Consider the following 18039-nt stretch of genomic DNA (forward strand, 5'->3'; position numbering starts at 1 on the left):
GAAAGCAGAAGTGCTTTCCTTTTTGGTATAAAATATGTGCTTTCTATGATTAGGCAATTTTCTGAATCGAAACATTACGAAATAGAAAGAGAGATTTCAAATCCATGCATCCATTCGGATTTTACTACGATGTCGATTTTTAAAGCATCTGCTAATTGTTTGACAAGATAGAGCCCCATGCCTGTTGATTTTTTCCTTGTCTCTCCTGAATCACCTGTAAATCCTTTTTCAAAGATATGAGGGAGGTCGCAAGCTTTAACTCCACACCCATTATCCCTAATAATCAGGGTTTTGCGCCCCTTGTCACTTGACATAGAAATCTTGAGTTCTGGTTTGTCAGAGCTATATTTAAGGGCGTTGGCTAGTATTTGAGACAGGATAAATCCAAAACTGCGTTGATCGGTGTAGCAGGTTCCTTGTATGTTCTCTAACTTAATCGTAAAATTCTTTTCTTTGAGCAAGGGATCAAAGTTCTCCAAAAGATCTTGGATACACTCTTCTAGGTCAAGGTCTTCAAATAGAAAATCATTTTTCTCACTTTTCACCCTGTAGTAGAATAGGATCTGTGATACATTTCCTTGGATTTGATTTTTCACATAGTCCAATTTAAAAGCAGTATCCTCAGGTAGTTGGTCACTTTGATTATCTAAAAGGAGGGAAAGAAGCGATAAAGGAAGTTTAATCTCATGCGCCCATTTTTCAACATAGTCCTCGTACTCGGCTAGTAATGAGTTGAGTTTTCCTATTTGAGCCTGCTTTTGATAAAGTGTATCTGCTATTTTTTCAATGCTTTCTTTCTCTGAGGCACTTGATAAATTCAATAATTCAAGTTCAGTATCGATCTTAGGGTTGGCTATGAAGGATTTATAAGCAGCGGATTTTTTTCTTTCTTTTCTTATAAGTAAGAATGATAGGATGAAAAAAAGCAGGACGGTGGCTAAAATATAGAGAAGGATGAGAGCTTGAAACATTCTCACATCTGAAAGCCAAAGCAGGACAGCTGTGAATAGATCAAATGCTAAGAGAACAAGTAACCAAGGCAGATAACTAGCTAGATATTTTAGATTATGTTTCATCTGGACTTACCTCTTCTAGCTTGTAACCAATACCTCTGACGGACTTGACTTTAAGGGCAATGCCAGACTGTTTCATCACCTTTTTCAGCCTTGCAATGTTTACTTGTAGGGCATTTTCATCGATGAACTCAGTTGTATTCCACAGTTTCATACTTAGTTCTTCTTTTGTGACGACAGAATCAGTTGCCACTAATAAGGTTTCTAACAATTTCCCTTGATTTTGAGGGAGTAAAATCGAATGTCCGTTGATATAAAGAGTATAGGTATTTTTATCCAGCAGGAAATTATCTTTTTCAAGCAAATTTTGTCTACCTTCATAGCGTTTCAAGATGTTTTCTATACGAGCCAAGAATCTTTCTTTCTTGAAAGGTTTTGTTAAGTACTCGTCAGCCCCTAATTTTAGGGCGTAAATCTCATCTTTTAGTTGTTCACGGGAGGTGAGAACCAATATGGGCACAGAGCGTTTGGACTTGAGATTTTTACAAATTTGAAAACCTGTTTCTCCTGGTAAATTCAAATCCAGTACGATTAAATCCGTATCGTATTGCAATACTTGCTGGCTTGTATCTTTGAAGTCAGTCAAGTTATCAACTTGATAACCCGCTTTCTCTAACAAAATGACAATTTCATCTCGAATCAAGGCTTCATCTTCAATAACCAGAATATGCTTCATATCGGCTCCTCCTTTTCCTATTTTATTCTACCTTATTCATCTCTTTTGGGTTCCATTAATGACAACAAGTACTTGTTGCTATTTTTCTTTACAATTTTTATATAGATAACTTCAAATCCAGCTAACAGCAGTACTATCAGCATGGCTGTGATAAATTTTTGCCCCATGGCCATTCTTGCACTGGCTGGTACTATTCCTGTGAGGAGGGAGCTCACTCCGAAGCTACTACTGATAAGTGCAAGGACTATTGGCAGACCAAAATACCAATTGATTTGCTTTTCTGAAGATCTACAAAGAGTTTCATAGTTGGCACCAAGATGGATTAAGGTCTGGTATCGTCTATAGGATTGTCTCTGCCCCATCAAAAATTGAACGCCGATGATTGTATTTGCGACAACAAGGAAGATGATAGCTAGATAGATAGTGATATAGCTGGCAGAGATAATGTAAAATAATTGTCTTCCCATATTTTGTATATAACTTTCATAGCCAAGAGGACTTTGATTCAGCTTTTTATTGGTATCTGAGATAGCTTTCATCAGGCCTTTTTCCTTGACCAAATCAGGAGCTAGAATGCCACTGACATAGTTCGAGTATTTACTATCAGTATAACTCATAAAGGTCTCATCTGGAAGAATGAGGCCGACAGAGAGGGTGATTTCACGGTCCGTTACAATTGGTAAAGACTGCACCTCCCCAATCAATTTTATATCATTTCCCATGACGTTGACTTGAGGGTTTGCTTTCAGAACAGAGTTAACTAGATTCTCATCCGGGAGAAAATCTTTTCCCATATACAAGTAGGCTTCCTTACTAGTTAATTCTAGAGAAGGGAGGTTTGCAGCCTTTCTAAGTTCATTGTATTCAGAGAGTGGCAAAAGGTGGCAACTTATATACTTCTGGAAATTATGGACTAAGACTTCCTTGTTTTTACTTTCTTTTTGCTCTTTCAATACCTTGATGAACTGTTCAAAGGACACGGACTCGTGTTCTTTCGGTTTGCCCACTTTGATTTGTAGAATCTTTGAAAACTGTGATGCCAGTCCAGCTGCTTCAAGCTCTTTTTTTACTGTATTTACATCAAGATTTTCATCTGTATCCTGCTTGCTATCTCTGAATGTATAATCCAATATGTGGATTTGATTGCCTGAATTGCCACTTGCAATGGCAACACCTGCTCCAAAGAGGCACAAGGCAGAGAAGATTAAGAGGGAGCAGATGGCCAGTATAGTTGAGCGCTGGATAACTAATTCCTGAATCTGTCTAAAATTATAGGCATGAAGTTTTCGATTGTTTCCAAGCTTGACCAAAAAGTCTATAAATAAACGCATACCAAAGAAGAGGAGGATAGTTCCTAGAGTCCCCAAGAAAACAGTGATGCCCATGGTTATGACACTCTCCCAAGCTCGTCCACTCATACCCATGTAATAGGCTGTTCCAAGAAGTACAATCCCTAGGACAGAAGCAAGAAGGTACACCCCCTTGGGGAGTAGTTTCTTCATCCCAGAAGGAGAATAGGCAAGCAGGTTTCCGATTTCCTTATTGGCTGTTTTTGCACTTAAAAGGACAAAAACAGCTAATTTTACGGCTAGGAAGCCGATGACTGTATACAGTAGAGCTGTAGTAGATAGAGAAAATTGATGTTCAATAATCCCTAGCCCAACAATTTTAGCGGTTATTAGGCTAATCAGTTCTGAAATCAAGATTGAAATTGGAAGACCTATTCCAAGAGCAAGGATACTGTTTCTCAAATCCTCGAGTAGGAGCAGCAAGAACAGTTTGCTTCTTCGCATCCCTAGCGTTAGATAGACACCAAATTCATGTTTTCTCCTTTCCATCTGCATACTGCTTGCGAAGTAGACTAGAAAAAAGAGAATAAAGAGGGTTGCTACATAAAGAATGGGAATCATGCTAAAGAGTTTATTTACAGCGTCACTCTCTATTTGTTTGAGAAAGATCATCACATCTTGATGGGACAAAGAAAGGATGATGTAAAAGGAGATAATAGAAAGAACCATGGAACTGAAATACAAGCCATTATTCTTTCGATCCCTCTTGCTATTTCTTGAGACTAATTTAGAAAACATTGCCATCACCTCCAGCCAGTGCAGACATGACCTTTAGTATTCTGTGGTAAAAATCTTCTTGACTTTCTCTTGGATAATCGCGTCGAATTTCATGGAATAGTTTTCCGTCTTGGATAAACAAGATGCGGTTGCAAAAGCTGGCAGCGACTGAATCGTGGGTCACCATGAGAATGGTGGTTTCTTCCACTTGATTCATTTCAGCTAATTTTTGCATCAAAATGGTCGCATTTTTTGAATCCAAAGCCCCTGTGGGCTCATCCGCAAATACAATCTTAGGGTCTAAAATCAAGGCACGCGCAGCAGCTACCCTTTGCCGTTGACCACCTGATAATTGAGATGGGAACTTATCCAGAAGTTCAGAAATATCTAGATATTGGGAAAGCAATTCTAACCGAACCTTGCTTTCGTTGGCATCGACCTTGTGCAAAGACAAGGGAAGTAAAATATTTTCTTTGGCTGTCAGATTGTCCAAAAGCTCAAAATTCTGAAAGAGGTAGCCAATTTCCTTACCACGATAATCAGCTAACTGACTACCTTTTAACTGACCTAAATCCTTTTCTTGCATTTGAATGGAACCGTCAGTTGGCTTGATGATAGTGGCGAGACAGTTAAGAAGTGTTGTTTTCCCAGATCCACTGCTCCCCATAATCCCTAAGAACTCACCTTTTACAACTTGAAAAGATATGCCGTTCAAGGCCTCGGTGATATTCGGTTCTTTTCCATAATGCTTTTTTAATGATTCTACTCGTAAAATTGTGTCCATGTGAAACACCTCCATCTTTTGTTACTTTCATTTGTTACTTTCATTATAATATGAATCCGAGCAGAATAACACTTACGGATGATGTAAGAAATCTTTATCGCTGACTTTTATAGTCAGGTTATTGGAGCTATACTTACTATATTATAGCATGGTTTCAGGGATTTAAAAAGAGGAGTAGAGGTTGAGAAATTTTCCTAATATTGAAATCATAAAAAATAATACCACTGAAGTTCATGCTCCAGCGGTATTATCTTACAGGAAAATCTATTTCCGTTCTTATTTTCTATTGTTACTTCATTTAAATCTGACAAAGAATAATTGTAGCAAGCTAGTTTTAAAGAATTCTCTTCAGCCTACACTATTTTTTATCCAAAGATAAATCTCACTATACGATTACTGGTTTTCTCTGTTGCTTTATTAATATCATCTTTTTTCCAATATGGCTTTACATCATTGCCATAAGTTTTTACAAGAGCAGTCTCTAAGGGATAAATGCTATTAACATAGCCTAATTTACTCTTTTGTGTTGTAGATACCTTTGTTCTAAACCATTCATTTCCAATTGTTTATAACCAATAAAACAGTAAGAGAATTTGATTTTATTGATTTATAATTATAATAGGTTAGATTTGTATAGTATTAAATTTTCGGAGGATACATAGATGCTAAGAGAAGGAGTGACTATTTACGATTTATTAATTTCGTGTCCCGGGGATGTTACTGGCTATCTTCAATTAATTAAGGAAGCTGTTGATAATTTTAATAAACTATATGGTAGTTTGAATAATATACAAGTATCAATCAAGCATTGGTCAACGGATAGTTTTCCTGAATCAGGTGATAAACCACAGGAATTATTGAATAAGCAAATTGTTAGGGAATGTGATGCAGCTGTTGCTATATTTTGGACAAGATTTGGTACAGCAACAGATAATTATGGATCAGGAACGGAAGAAGAAATTGAGGAGATGCTATCAGCTGATAAACAAGTTTTTATGTACTTTTTAGAAGCTCCGATAATTCCGTCTAATATAGACATTAAGCAATATGAAAAAGTGCAAGAATTTAAAGAAAGATATAAAGATAGAGGGATATTTTTTATAGTTAATGACGAGAGTGATTTTCAAAGGCTTTTTACAAATCATCTATCACTTTATTTTTTAAAATTAATTTCAGAAAAAGAAACTTATCAAAACGAAAATATAAAACCGTTTGTGACAATAAGGGATAAAAATACATTATCTGACGAAAATGTTTTACCTAAACAATTTAGTTTACTGGAGTCAAAATTTATCAATGAAAAGCAAAGTAGGATTAATGAATATATAGATGAACTAAACAGTACCGTAATTTCTGAAGAATCAGGTATATTAGAAGATAAAACTAAAAAGTTGATCATGCCTTCAAAAGAAGATGCGAATGTTGATTTTCTTTATAAAATGGCTGATTCTGTGGTTATTAGTGATGAATTCAAAGATACTATAAATGATTTCGCTAAAGAAAACCAAATCAAACTACATGAAAATTTTTGGTACTTAGGAAATTTAAGGAAAGATAAATTTCAGGTGAAAATTCCTTTCGGTAACAGTAGTCCTTCGTATATAGGGTCTGACAAGGAAAAGAAACGCTTTTCTAAATTAAACAAATTATATTGGGAAATAATATCTTACAAAGGGTATATTGAATATTTCACATACATAGATAACATTAAATTTGTCGAATTAATCGTTTCTAACTTAGGTAAAACATATGATGAAGATATCGATATAAAACTGATGGTACCAAAAGGTTGTCTGCTAAAACATAATAACTTACTTTATCCAGGAGAAAACATAATTGAGGAGATACAGGGAATTGAATTAGATGAATTTCTATTTAAAATTAAAGAAAGTGACTCAGTTGATGCTTACGCTTATTTTCAAATAATCCCATCAAATATAGAAAGAATTAATATTAATCCGCTTATCGCATATACTATAAGACCTGGTTATGAAGAACAAAAATACAACTATAAAAACTCTTTAGAACACATATTTATATATAAAAATTTTACAAATTCAGAATTTGATATTTTAAGATTTGGCATTGAGTATTTGAAACATAACTCCTCAATGGCATTTCCATCGATACTAATGTTTGAGAATGTTCCTCAAACGATTGAATATGAGATTACTTCAAAATATATACCGGATGTAGTGAAGGGTAAGATACATTTAAAAATTGATTAATAGGTGTTTAATTGGTTAATAGAGCTCAGGAAGTATTCAGAAAATTTAGGTAGTAAGGAAATAATAAATAAAGAAATAGATTTGATTAGTGAGTTTGAATATAATAATGATTTTTACCGTGTTTATGAATTGCGCGAGGATAATGGAGATTATTCTAGAATTGTTAGAGAGTCTAAGAAAGGTATGTATATAGAAAGTACAAAAAGGTTAAAAAGATATTAGGTTTAAATACTGAAAAATAGTTTTTGTTGTTAAAATATTGTTAATGCAAAATAAAAAGCTTTAGAAATCAATATTTCTAAAGCCTTTTAAACTTATTAACTCTATTCCCACTCAACGGTTGCAGGTGGTTTACTTGTAATATCATAGACGATGCGGTTAACATGATCCACTTCATTTACGATACGCACTGAGATTTTTTGAAGTACTTCCCATGGAATCTTTGCAAAATCAGCAGTCATACCATCGATAGAGGTGATAGCACGGATTGCAATTGTGTAGTCATACGTACGACCGTCACCCATAACACCGACTGAACGAACACCTGTATTAACTGTGAAGTATTGCCAGATATCGCGGTCAAGACCAGCTTTGGTAATTTCTTCACGAAGGATAGCATCTGATTCACGAACGGTTTCAAGTTTCTCTTCAGTGATTTCACCCATAACACGGATAGCAAGACCTGGTCCTGGGAATGGTTGGCGCCATACGATATGGTCTGGCATGCCAAGTTCTGTACCAAGAGCACGAACTTCGTCCTTGTAAAGAGTGTTAAGTGGTTCAATCAATTCAAACTGCATGTCTTCTGGAAGACCACCAACGTTGTGGTGTGACTTGATCGTCTGAGCTGTATCCGTACCAGACTCAATCACGTCTGTATAAAGAGTTCCTTGAGCAAGGAATTTTACATCTTTGAGCTTGCTTGCTTCATCATCAAATACATAGACAAACTCGTTACCGATGATTTTACGTTTTTGTTCAGGGTCAGAAACACCAGCAAGTTTGTCAAGGAAGCGTTTTGCAGCGTCTGCTTTGACGATATTCAAACCAAACTTACCACCAAGCATGTCCATAACTTGATCCGCTTCTCCTTTACGAAGAAGACCGTGATCCACAAAAATACAGATTAATTGATCGCCAATTGCTTTTTGAAGAAGAACACCAACGACAGATGAATCAACCCCACCTGAAAGGCCAAGAAGGACACGTTTATCACCGACTGTTTCACGGATTTTTTGAATTTGCATGTCGATGAAGTTATCCATTGACCAGTCGCCTTTAGCCTTACAGATGTTAAGAGCAAAGTTACGAAGGATATCATTTCCGTATACAGAGTGACGAACTTCTGGGTGGAATTGGATACCGTAAATATGTTTATCAGGGTTTTCAATGGCTGCATAAGGGCAGTCAGCTGAAGTTCCAGTACGAACGAAATCAGCAGGAATCTCAGTAACTGCATCACCATGACTCATCAAAACAGTTTGTTCATCAGGCGTTGATTCAAAAAGCGCTGATGGTGTGTGAGTTAGAGTTGATTGACCGTATTCACGATTTCCAGCGTCACCTGCAGGGACAACTTTCCCTCCAAGTTTATGGGTCAACAACTGCATACCGTAACAAATTCCCAAAATAGGAATTCCAAGTTCGAAGATTTCTGGGTCAATATCGAATGAACCATCTTCGTATACAGAGTTTGGACCACCTGAAAGGATGATTCCTACAGGGTTGATTTCACGAACTTCAGCAGCTGAAATTTTATGACTTTTTAGTTCTGAAAAAACACCAATCTCACGGATACGGCGTGAAATCAGCTGGTTGTACTGGCTACCATAGTCCAATACGATGATTTTTTCTACATCTTGCAAATCAGTTGAAATGTTGCTCATCTTTTTCCTTTCTCAAAAGAAATATCTTTTTTCAATATTCTATCACAAATAAGGGCGAATTACCAACTAAACAAGGCGAAGTTTGACTTTTTCTAGTTTATTGGGGTACAATAGAGAAAAGATAGAAATGAAGTGAAAAATATGCTACCCGCTTATATGAAAATCCATGATCAGATTAAAAAGGATATTGACGAACATCGTTGGGCCATTGGTGAGAGGCTTCCCAGTGAACGAGATTTAGCAGAGCAGTTTGCAGTCAGTCGCATGACCCTTCGCCAAGCTGTATCTCTATTAGTCGAAGAAGGCGTTTTAGAGCGTCGTGTAGGAAGCGGCACCTTTGTTTCCAGTACTCGAGTACAAGAAAAGATGCGAGGGACAACCAGTTTTACTGAAATTGTTAAGTCCCAAGGTAAAGTTCCCTCTAGCCAGCTCATTTCCTACAGAAAAACCATTCCCAATGAGCAGGAAGTTGCCAAGTTAGGAATTTCTCCAACGGAAAATATTATCCGAATGGAGCGTGTCCGCTATGCCGACAAAGTTCCTCTGGTTTATGAAGTTGCTTCTATTCCTGAAAAATTCATTAAGGACTTTAAAAAAGAAGAAATCACCAGTCATTTCTTCCAAACCTTGCAAAAACATGGCTACCGTATTGGTAAATCACAGCAGACAATCTATGCTCGTCTTGCTAAAGAAAAGATTGCCCACTATTTGGAAGTTGAAAAAGGACATGCTATTCTTGGTTTGACTCAGGTTTCCTACCTAGAAGATGGTACTGCATTTGAATACGTAAAAAGTCAGTATGTAGGCGAACGTTTTGAATTTTATCTTGAGAATAACTAGTCTAGAAAGGCTAGTTTTTTTGCTTTCTTAAAAGATTAGAATTGTCAAAACAATCTGTCTAGGCTTGATTTTATCACTTATTTACTATAAAATGAGAAAGAAAAACGTCAAACTTTTATATTGCAAATAGGAGAAAACATGACAAAAACATTAAAACGTCCTGAGGTTTTATCACCTGCAGGGACTTTAGAGAAGCTAAAAGTAGCTGTTCAGTATGGAGCAGATGCTGTCTTTATCGGTGGTCAGGCCTATGGTCTTCGTAGCCGTGCCGGAAACTTTACTTTCGAACAGATGGAAGAAGGTGTCCAGTTTGCGGCTAAGTATGGTGCTAAGGTTTATGTGGCTGCCAACATGGTTATGCACGAAGGAAATGAAGCTGGTGCTGGTGAGTGGTTCCGTAAACTACGTGATATCGGCATTGCGGCAGTTATCGTGTCTGATCCAGCCTTGATTATGATTGCGGCTACAGAAGCACCAGGTCTTGAAATCCACCTCTCTACCCAAGCAAGTGCCACAAACTATGAAACTCTTGAGTTTTGGAAGGAACTGGGCTTAACTCGTGTCGTTTTGGCGCGTGAGGTTTCAATGGAAGAATTGGCAGAAATCCGCAAACGTACAGATGTTGAGATTGAAGCCTTTGTCCACGGAGCCATGTGTATTTCTTACTCTGGTCGTTGTACTCTTTCAAACCATATGAGTATGCGTGATGCTAACCGTGGCGGTTGCTCTCAGTCTTGCCGTTGGAAGTATGATCTTTACGATATGCCATTTGGGAAAGAACGCAAGAGTTTGAAAGGGGAAATCCCAGAAGAATTTTCAATGTCAGCTGTTGACATGTCCATGATTGACCATATCCCAGATATGATTGAAAATGGTGTGGACAGTCTAAAAATCGAAGGACGTATGAAGTCTATTCACTACGTATCAACAGTAACCAACTGCTACAAGGCAGCTGTTGATGCTTATCTAGAAAGTCCAGAAAAATTTGAAGCTATCAAGCAAGACTTGATTGATGAAATGTGGAAGGTTGCCCAACGTGAATTGGCAACAGGTTTCTACTACGGTACACCATCTGAAAATGAACAGTTATTTGGTGCTCGTCGTAAAATTCCTGAGTATAAGTTTGTCGCTGAAGTGGTTTCTTATGATGATGCGACGCAAACAGCGACCATTCGCCAACGGAACGTCATTAATGAAGGCGACCAAGTTGAGTTTTATGGCCCAGGTTTCCGTCATTTTGAAACGTATATCGAAGATTTACATGATGCCAAAGGCAATAAAATTGACCGCGCTCCAAATCCAATGGAACTCTTGACAATCAAAGTCCCACAACCTGTTCAAGCTGGAGATATGGTTCGAGCTCTCAAAGAAGGACTCATCAATCTTTATAAAGAAGATGGCACCAGCGTCACAGTTCGTGCTTAATAAGCATGTAGGAGACGAAAGCTTTCTAGTTGCTTTCCCTTTAATCCTACTTATTAAAAGAACATTAGGTTAAAGAAAATATATTAATTTCCATCCGAGATTTCATCTCGGATTTTTTCATTATTTTTCAGAAAGATCTAGATAATGGAGGGATTTATTACAAGTTTTTTCCAAATTTTTCTATATAATAAGCTAAAAAATAGTAAAAATGTAAATAATTTTCATTAAACGCTTTCAACGTAAGTAAAAAGTTGACAAATTCAATTTTTAGGACTAAACTAAGTAAGTAAATTTTAATTAAAAGGAGAATTCGTCATGAATTTAACATTTTTCGGTCTATGTCTTGCCTGTATGGGTGTATCTCTTGGTGAAGGTATGTTGATGAACGGTTTGTTGAAATCAGTTGCTCGCCAACCAGATATCATCTCAGAACTACGTAGTTTGATGATCCTAGGGGTTGCCTTTATTGAAGGTACTTTCTTCGTTACTCTTGTCTTTTCATTTATCATCAAATAAAAGAAGTATAAATTGAAAAAGGGAGGATTTTAGATGGAAGAAAGTATTAATCCAACCATCAATATTGGTCCTGTTACCTTTAATTTAACCATAGTAGTTTTGACTTTGTTGACTGTAGCACTTATTTTTGGCTTTATTTATTGGGCAACTCGAAATATGACTTTGAGACCCACAGGAAAACAAAATGTATTAGAGTATTTATTTGATTTTGTTGTTGGATTTACAAAATCAAACCTTGGTCCAATGATAAAGGATTATTCTCTCTTTTATTTCTGTTTATTCCTATTTATGGCCATTGCAAATAATATTGGCTTAATGGCTAGAATTCAGACTACAGATGGTGTAAATCTTTGGACCTCACCAACAGCAAATTTGTCATTTGACTTGGTCTTGTCTTTTACAATTATCTTAATGACCCACGTAGAAGGAATTCGTCGTCGTGGAATCAAAAAGTATTTAAAAGCATTTGTAACACCAGGTTTTATGACACCAATGAATCTCTTGGAAGAAGTTACCAATCTCCTTTCACTTGCATTGCGGGTCTTTGGTAATATCTTTGCAGGGGAAGTGATGGCAAGTATGTTAGTCCTACTTTCTCATCAGGCCTTCTATTGGTATCCTATTGCTTTTGGAACAAATCTAATCTGGACTGCATTTTCTGTTTTTATTTCTTGTGTACAAGCATATGTATTTACATTGTTATCTTCAATGTACCTAGGAAATAAAATTAATGATGAAGAATAGAAAGGAGTAGTTTATGAATGTAACAGTAGGTGAATTACTTGGTGATTTTATACTAATCGCTGGTTCCTTTATTCTCTTGCTAGTCTTGGTTAAGAAATATGCTTGGTCAAATTTGGCTAGCATTTTCGAACAAAGAGCAGAAAAAATTGCAGCAGATATTGACGGAGCTGAACAAGCACGTCAAAAAGCAGAAGTATTGGCTCAAAAACGCGAAGATGAATTGGCTGGTAGCCGTAAAGAAGCTAAGACAATCATTGAGAATGCGAAAGAAACAGCTGAGAAAAGCAAAGCTAGTATTTTAGCAGATGCTAAGCTAGAAGCAGGACGCTTGAAAGAAAAAGCGAACCAAGAAATTGCTCAAAATAAAGCTGAAGCTTTACAAAGCGTTAAGGGTGAGGTAGCAGATTTGACAATCAGCTTGGCTGGTAAAATCATCTCACAAAACCTTGACGGTCATGCCCATAAAGAACTCATTGATCAGTATATCGATCAGCTAGGAGAAGCTTAATGGACAAGAAAACAGTAAAGGTAATTGAAAAATACAGCATGCCTTTTGTCCAATTGGTTTTAGAAAAAGGAGAAGAAGACCGTATCTTTTCAGACTTAGCTCAAATCAAGCAAGTTGCTGAAGAAACAGGTTTACCTTCTTTTTTAAAAAAAGTGGCAGTAGACGAGTCTGACAAGGAAAAAACGATTGCGTTCTTCCAAGATTCAGTGTCGACTTTATTGCAAAACTTTATTCAGGTTCTTATCTACAATCACAGAGCAAATCTTTTTTATGATATTCTTGTAGATTGCTTGAACCGACTTGAAAAAGAAACAAATCGATTTGAAGTGACGATTACGTCAGCTCATCCTTTAACTGATGAACAAAAGAGTCGCTTGCTCCCTTTGATTGAGAAAAAAATGTCTCTTAAAGTAAGGAGTGTAAAAGAACAAATCGATGAAAGTCTTATTGGTGGTTTTGTCATTTTTGCCAATCACAAGACAATTGATGTGAGTATTAAACAACAACTTAAAGTTGTTAAAGAAAATTTGAAATAGAAAGTGGTGTTCTTTTGGCAATTAACGCACAAGAAATCAGCGCTTTAATTAAGCAACAAATTGAAAATTTCAAACCCAATTTTGATGTGACTGAAACAGGTGTTGTAACCTATATCGGGGACGGTATCGCGCGTGCTCACGGCCTTGAAAATGCCATGAGTGGAGAGTTGTTGATTTTTGAAAACGGCTCTTATGGTATGGCTCAAAACTTGGAGTCAACAGACGTTGGTATTATCATCCTAGGTGACTTTACAGATATCCGTGAAGGCGATACAATCCGCCGTACAGGGAAAATCATGGAAGTCCCAGTAGGTGAAAGTCTGATTGGTCGTGTTGTGGATCCGCTTGGTCGTCCAGTTGATGGTCTTGGAGAAATCCACACTGATAAAACTCGTCCAGTAGAAGCACCAGCTCCTGGTGTTATGCAACGTAAGTCTGTATCAGAACCATTGCAAACTGGTTTGAAAGCTATTGACGCCCTTGTACCGATTGGTCGTGGTCAACGTGAGTTGATTATCGGGGACCGTCAGACAGGGAAAACAACTATTGCGATTGATACAATCTTGAACCAAAAAGGTCAAGATATGATCTGTATCTATGTTGCGATTGGACAAAAAGAATCAACAGTTCGTACACAAGTAGAAACACTACGTCAGTACGGTGCCTTGGACTACACAATCGTTGTGACAGCCTCTGCTTCACAACCATCTCCATTGCTCTTCCTAGCTCCTTATGCTGGGGTTGCCATGGCGGAAGAATTTATGTACCAAGGTAAGCATGTTTTGATCGTTTATGATGATTTATCAAAACAAGCGGTAGCTTATCGTGAACTGTCTCTCTTGCTTCGTCGTCCTCCAGGTCGTGAAGCTTTCCCAGGGGATGTTTTCTACCTTCACAGCCGTTTGCTTGAGCGCTCAGCTAAAGTTTCTGATGAACTTGGTGGTGGATCAATTACAGCCCTACCATTTATCGAGACACAAGCAGGAGATATCTCTGCCTATATCGCAACCAACGTGATTTCTATCACTGATGGACAAATCTTCCTTGGTGATGGTCTTTTCAATGCAGGTATTCGTCCAGCTATCGATGCGGGTTCATCTGTATCTCGTGTAGGTGGTTCTGCACAAATCAAAGCAATGAAAAAGGTTGCTGGTACACTTCGTATCGACCTTGCTTCATACCGTGAGTTGGAAGCCTTCACTAAGTTTGGTTCTGACTTGGACGCAGCAACACAGGCTAAGTTGAACCGTGGACGTCGTACAGTTGAAGTCTTGAAACAACCTGTTCACAAACCATTGCCTGTTGAGAAACAAGTAACCATTCTCTATGCTTTGACACACGGTTTCTTGGATACTGTTCCAGTAGATGACATTGTTCGTTTCGAGGAAGAGTTCCATGCCTTCTTTGATGCTCAACATCCAGAGATTTTGGAAACCATTCGTGATACAAAAGACTTGCCAGAAGAAGCAGTCTTGGATGCTGCGATTACAGAGTTTCTCAATCAAACCAGCTTCCAATAAGAATAGAGGTGTCAGATGGCAGTATCTCTAAATGATATTAAAACAAAAATCGCCTCAACAAAAAATACGAGTCAAATCACTAATGCTATGCAAATGGTATCAGCTGCTAAGCTTGGTCGCTCTGAAGAAGCTGCTCGCAACTTCCAAGTTTACGCTCAGAAAGTCCGCAAACTCTTGACAGATATCCTCCATGGTAATGGAGCTGGTGGTTCAACCAATCCGATGTTGATTAGCCGTCCTGTGAAGAAGACAGGCTATATCGTCATCACTTCAGACCGCGGTTTGGTTGGAGGTTATAATTCTTCTATTCTGAAAGCCGTTATGGAGTTGAAAGAAGAATACCATCCAGACGGTAAAGGTTTTGAAATGATCTGTATTGGTGGAATGGGAGCTGATTTCTTTAAGGCTCGCGGTATTCAACCACTTTATGAATTACGTGGCTTGGCGGATCAGCCTAGCTTTGATGAAGTTCGTAAGATTATTTCAAAAACAGTTGAAATGTACCAAAATGAACTTTTTGATGAACTCTATGTCTGCTATAATCACCATGTCAATACGCTAACCAGTCAAATGCGTGTGGAACAAATGCTTCCGATTGTTGACTTGGATCCCAATGAAGCGGATGAAGACTACAGCTTGACTTTTGAATTGGAGACAGGCCGAGAAGAAATTTTGGAGCAGTTGTTGCCTCAGTTTGCAGAAAGTATGATTTACGGGGCTATTATCGATGCCAAGACAGCTGAAAATGCTGCCGGTATGACAGCCATGCAAACAGCGACAGATAATGCTAAGAAAGTCATTAATGATTTGACAATTCAGTATAACCGTGCCAGACAGGCGGCGATTACACAAGAAATTACAGAAATCGTAGCAGGAGCTAGTGCCTTAGAATAGGCTCTAGTCCAGCTCGTATGAAAATGAACTTAGGACCTAGGTGAGCTAGGAACCGACAGTATCTTATATAGAATAGGAGAAGGAGATGAGTTCAGGTAAAATTGCTCAGGTTATCGGTCCCGTTGTAGACGTCTTGTTTGCAGCAGGGGAAAAACTTCCTGAGATTAACAATGCACTTGTCGTCTACAAAAATGACGAAAGAAAAACAAAAATCGTCCTTGAAGTAGCCTTGGAGTTGGGAGATGGTATGGTCCGTACTATCGCCATGGAATCAACAGATGGTTTGACTCGTGGAATGGAAGTATTGGACACAGGTCGTCCAATCTCTGTACCAGTAGGTAAAGAAACTTTGGGACGTGTCTTCAATGTTTTGGGAGATACCATTGACTTGGAAGCTCCTTTTACAGAAGACGCAGAGCGTCAGCCAATTCATAAAAAAGCTCCAACTTTTGATGAATTGTCTACCTCTTCTGAAATCCTTGAAACAGGGATTAAGGTTATCGACCTTCTTGCCCCTTACCTAAAAGGTGGTAAAGTTGGACTTTTCGGTGGTGCCGGTGTTGGTAAAACCGTTTTGATTCAAGAATTGATTCACAACATTGCCCAAGAACACGGTGGTATTTCAGTATTTACCGGTGTTGGGGAACGTACTCGTGAGGGGAACGACCTTTACTGGGAAATGAAAGAATCAGGAGTTATCGAGAAAACAGCCATGGTATTTGGTCAGATGAATGAGCCACCAGGAGCACGTATGCGTGTTGCCCTTACTGGTTTGACAATCGCTGAATACTTCCGTGATGTTGAAGGCCAAGACGTGCTTCTCTTTATCGATAATATCTTCCGTTTCACTCAGGCTGGTTCAGAGGTATCTGCCCTTTTGGGTCGTATGCCATCAGCCGTTGGTTACCAACCAACACTTGCTACGGAAATGGGTCAATTGCAAGAGCGTATCACATCAACTAAGAAGGGTTCTGTAACCTCTATCCAGGCTATCTATGTACCAGCGGATGACTATACTGACCCAGCGCCAGCAACAGCCTTCGCTCACTTGGATTCTACTACAAACTTGGAACGAAAGTTGGTACAATTGGGTATCTACCCAGCCGTTGACCCACTTGCTTCAAGCTCACGTGCCTTGGCACCTGAAATCGTTGGGGAGGAGCACTATGCAGTTGCTGCTGAAGTAAAACGCGTTCTTCAACGTTACCATGAATTGCAAGATATCATTGCTATCCTTGGTATGGATGAGCTTTCTGATGAAGAAAAGACCTTGGTTGCTCGTGCCCGTCGTATCCAGTTTTTCTTGTCACAAAACTTCAACGTTGCGGAACAATTTACTGGTCAACCAGGCTCTTATGTTCCAGTTGCTGAAACTGTTCGTGGCTTTAAGGAAATCCTTGATGGTAAACATGACCACTTGCCAGAAGATGCCTTCCGTGGCGTAGGTTCTATCGAAGATGTGATTGCCAAAGCTGAAAAAATGGGATTTTAAGAGGTGATCTATGGCTCAGTTAACTGTCCAGATCGTGACACCAGATGGTCTCGTCTATGATCACCATGCCAGCTATGTATCGGTTCGAACTCTGGATGGTGAGATGGGGATCTTGCCACGACATGAAAATATGATTGCGGTTTTAGCAGTTGATGAAGTAAAGGTAAAACGTATTGATGATGAAGATCACGTGAACTGGATTGCAGTAAACGGAGGTGTTATTGAAATTGCCAATGATATCATTACAATCGTTGCGGATTCTGCAGAACGTGCTCGTGATATCGATGTTAGCCGTGCAGAACGTGCCAAGCTTCGAGCAGAGCATGAAATCGAAGAAGCCCATGAAAAAAACTTGATTGATCAAGAACGTCGTGCTAAGATTGCTTTGCAACGTGCTATTAATCGTATCAATGTCGGAAAAAGACTATAAGAAAAAAGGGAGTCTGGGACAATAGTCCCTTATTTCCAAAAAAAGCAACGGATTTGCCGTTGCTTTTTTGCATGGTTACGATAGTCTTGGTAAATCAGTTCCTTCTTGCCACAAGACCATCTCGTCTTTACTATTGAAAAAGTGGTAAATACCTTGGAGGATTGTCATTTTCACGCCTTCTATCATGCCTTTGGTCGCCCATCTTATCACCCTAAAATGCTTTTATCTGCTCTTCTATTTGCCTATTCACAAAGGATTTTCTCTGGTCGAAAAATCGAAAAAATGATGATTGAGAATCTCGCTATGCAGTACCTAACAGGACCGTTGGTTGTCAGCTATCGCACCATCAATCGTTTTCGAGTCGCTGAAGGGATGGAAGAACTCATACGTAATCTTTTCATGGACCTCAATCTTCGTTTAA

Annotated in this window: 18 protein-coding genes; 13 read left to right on the plus strand and 5 right to left on the minus strand. The window is 38.4% G+C overall.

What is annotated here, in order from left to right; translation table 11 throughout:
* Positions 1 to 74 precede the first annotated feature (74 nt).
* From QM409_RS07035 to QM409_RS07050, 4 genes are read right to left on the minus strand one after another with little or no spacing between them, the layout of a single operon-like run.
* Positions 75 to 1076: a sensor histidine kinase gene (locus QM409_RS07035; protein ID WP_414305417.1), complete on the minus strand. Its 1002-nt coding sequence runs from the start codon at positions 1074 to 1076 to the stop codon at positions 75 to 77.
* Positions 1066 to 1749, minus strand: coding sequence for a response regulator transcription factor (locus QM409_RS07040; protein WP_414305418.1), 684 nt, complete (start codon positions 1747 to 1749; stop codon positions 1066 to 1068). The genes QM409_RS07035 and QM409_RS07040 overlap by 11 nt, the downstream gene beginning before the upstream one ends.
* 32 nt (positions 1750 to 1781) lie before the next feature.
* Positions 1782 to 3836 (minus strand): FtsX-like permease family protein, encoded by a 2055-nt coding sequence (locus tag QM409_RS07045; RefSeq protein ID WP_414305419.1) that lies wholly within the window; start codon positions 3834 to 3836, stop codon positions 1782 to 1784.
* Positions 3826 to 4599: an ABC transporter ATP-binding protein gene (locus tag QM409_RS07050; RefSeq protein ID WP_414305420.1), complete on the minus strand. Its 774-nt coding sequence runs from the start codon at positions 4597 to 4599 to the stop codon at positions 3826 to 3828. Before QM409_RS07050 ends, QM409_RS07045 begins: the two co-directional genes overlap by 11 nt.
* 662 nt (positions 4600 to 5261) lie before the next feature.
* Here QM409_RS07050 and QM409_RS07055 point away from each other — a divergent pair.
* Positions 5262 to 6827 carry a hypothetical protein gene (locus QM409_RS07055; RefSeq protein WP_414305421.1) on the plus strand — a complete coding sequence of 522 codons (1566 nt, stop codon included), beginning with the start codon at positions 5262 to 5264 and terminating at the stop codon, positions 6825 to 6827.
* Between the two features lie 3 nt (positions 6828 to 6830).
* A complete protein-coding gene (locus tag QM409_RS07060; protein WP_414310496.1) occupies positions 6831 to 7049 on the plus strand; it encodes a hypothetical protein in 219 nt (72 codons plus the stop codon).
* Between the two features lie 101 nt (positions 7050 to 7150).
* On the opposite strand, the gene guaA is transcribed toward QM409_RS07060, so the two are convergent.
* On the minus strand, positions 7151 to 8713 hold the full coding sequence (gene guaA / locus QM409_RS07065) for a glutamine-hydrolyzing GMP synthase (protein WP_414305422.1): 1563 nt from the start codon (positions 8711 to 8713) through the stop codon (positions 7151 to 7153).
* 141 nt (positions 8714 to 8854) lie between these two features.
* On the opposite strand from guaA, the gene QM409_RS07070 reads away from it, so the two are divergent.
* The 11 genes from QM409_RS07070 to QM409_RS07120 form a co-directional block, all read left to right on the plus strand.
* On the plus strand, positions 8855 to 9553 hold the full coding sequence (locus QM409_RS07070; RefSeq protein ID WP_057487639.1) for a GntR family transcriptional regulator: 699 nt from the start codon (positions 8855 to 8857) through the stop codon (positions 9551 to 9553).
* Between the two features lie 138 nt (positions 9554 to 9691).
* Positions 9692 to 10978 (plus strand): peptidase U32 family protein, encoded by a 1287-nt coding sequence (locus QM409_RS07075; RefSeq protein WP_000169065.1) that lies wholly within the window; start codon positions 9692 to 9694, stop codon positions 10976 to 10978.
* Between the two features lie 315 nt (positions 10979 to 11293).
* The gene (locus QM409_RS07080) at positions 11294 to 11494 is read left to right on the plus strand and encodes a F0F1 ATP synthase subunit C (protein WP_001054560.1); all 201 of its coding nucleotides are present in this window, start codon (positions 11294 to 11296) and stop codon (positions 11492 to 11494) included.
* Between the two features lie 33 nt (positions 11495 to 11527).
* The gene (gene atpB / locus QM409_RS07085) at positions 11528 to 12238 is read left to right on the plus strand and encodes a F0F1 ATP synthase subunit A (RefSeq protein WP_000392870.1); all 711 of its coding nucleotides are present in this window, start codon (positions 11528 to 11530) and stop codon (positions 12236 to 12238) included.
* 13 nt (positions 12239 to 12251) lie between these two features.
* A complete protein-coding gene (gene atpF, locus QM409_RS07090) occupies positions 12252 to 12746 on the plus strand; it encodes a F0F1 ATP synthase subunit B (RefSeq protein ID WP_020902744.1) in 495 nt (164 codons plus the stop codon).
* On the plus strand, positions 12746 to 13282 hold the full coding sequence (locus QM409_RS07095; RefSeq protein WP_049502213.1) for a F0F1 ATP synthase subunit delta: 537 nt from the start codon (positions 12746 to 12748) through the stop codon (positions 13280 to 13282). Before atpF ends, QM409_RS07095 begins: the two co-directional genes overlap by 1 nt.
* Before the next feature lie 14 nt (positions 13283 to 13296).
* The gene (gene atpA, locus QM409_RS07100) at positions 13297 to 14802 is read left to right on the plus strand and encodes a F0F1 ATP synthase subunit alpha (protein ID WP_000996629.1); all 1506 of its coding nucleotides are present in this window, start codon (positions 13297 to 13299) and stop codon (positions 14800 to 14802) included.
* Positions 14803 to 14817: 15 nt separating this feature from the next.
* Complete coding sequence (locus QM409_RS07105; protein ID WP_000301215.1) at positions 14818 to 15696, plus strand: F0F1 ATP synthase subunit gamma; 879 nt, start codon at positions 14818 to 14820, stop codon at positions 15694 to 15696.
* Positions 15697 to 15781: 85 nt separating this feature from the next.
* A complete protein-coding gene (gene atpD / locus QM409_RS07110; RefSeq protein ID WP_000094357.1) occupies positions 15782 to 17188 on the plus strand; it encodes a F0F1 ATP synthase subunit beta in 1407 nt (468 codons plus the stop codon).
* Positions 17189 to 17198: 10 nt separating this feature from the next.
* A complete protein-coding gene (locus tag QM409_RS07115; RefSeq protein ID WP_414305423.1) occupies positions 17199 to 17618 on the plus strand; it encodes a F0F1 ATP synthase subunit epsilon in 420 nt (139 codons plus the stop codon).
* A 93-nt stretch (positions 17619 to 17711) separates the two neighbouring features.
* A partial coding sequence (locus tag QM409_RS07120) for a transposase (protein WP_419965965.1) occupies positions 17712 to 18039 on the plus strand: 328 nt, incomplete at its 3' end.

The sequence above is a fragment of the Streptococcus mitis genome, from assembly GCF_047465045.1.
Taxonomy (GTDB): domain Bacteria; phylum Bacillota; class Bacilli; order Lactobacillales; family Streptococcaceae; genus Streptococcus; species Streptococcus mitis_DT.

Excerpts from the sequence above, each read along its gene's own strand:
- QM409_RS07035 (WP_414305417.1), bottom strand. The coding sequence starts at position 1,076 with ATGAAACATAATCTAAAATATCTAGCTAGTTATCTGCCTTGGTTACTT.
- QM409_RS07040 (WP_414305418.1), bottom strand. The coding sequence starts at position 1,749 with ATGAAGCATATTCTGGTTATTGAAGATGAAGCCTTGATTCGAGATGAA.
- QM409_RS07045 (WP_414305419.1), bottom strand. The coding sequence starts at position 3,836 with ATGTTTTCTAAATTAGTCTCAAGAAATAGCAAGAGGGATCGAAAGAAT.
- QM409_RS07050 (WP_414305420.1), bottom strand. The coding sequence starts at position 4,599 with ATGGACACAATTTTACGAGTAGAATCATTAAAAAAGCATTATGGAAAA.
- QM409_RS07055 (WP_414305421.1), top strand. The coding sequence starts at position 5,262 with ATGCTAAGAGAAGGAGTGACTATTTACGATTTATTAATTTCGTGTCCC.
- guaA (WP_414305422.1), bottom strand. The coding sequence starts at position 8,713 with ATGAGCAACATTTCAACTGATTTGCAAGATGTAGAAAAAATCATCGTA.
- QM409_RS07070 (WP_057487639.1), top strand. The coding sequence starts at position 8,855 with ATGCTACCCGCTTATATGAAAATCCATGATCAGATTAAAAAGGATATT.
- QM409_RS07075 (WP_000169065.1), top strand. The coding sequence starts at position 9,692 with ATGACAAAAACATTAAAACGTCCTGAGGTTTTATCACCTGCAGGGACT.
- QM409_RS07080 (WP_001054560.1), top strand. The coding sequence starts at position 11,294 with ATGAATTTAACATTTTTCGGTCTATGTCTTGCCTGTATGGGTGTATCT.
- atpB (WP_000392870.1), top strand. The coding sequence starts at position 11,528 with ATGGAAGAAAGTATTAATCCAACCATCAATATTGGTCCTGTTACCTTT.
- atpF (WP_020902744.1), top strand. The coding sequence starts at position 12,252 with ATGAATGTAACAGTAGGTGAATTACTTGGTGATTTTATACTAATCGCT.
- QM409_RS07095 (WP_049502213.1), top strand. The coding sequence starts at position 12,746 with ATGGACAAGAAAACAGTAAAGGTAATTGAAAAATACAGCATGCCTTTT.
- QM409_RS07105 (WP_000301215.1), top strand. The coding sequence starts at position 14,818 with ATGGCAGTATCTCTAAATGATATTAAAACAAAAATCGCCTCAACAAAA.
- atpD (WP_000094357.1), top strand. The coding sequence starts at position 15,782 with ATGAGTTCAGGTAAAATTGCTCAGGTTATCGGTCCCGTTGTAGACGTC.
- QM409_RS07115 (WP_414305423.1), top strand. The coding sequence starts at position 17,199 with ATGGCTCAGTTAACTGTCCAGATCGTGACACCAGATGGTCTCGTCTAT.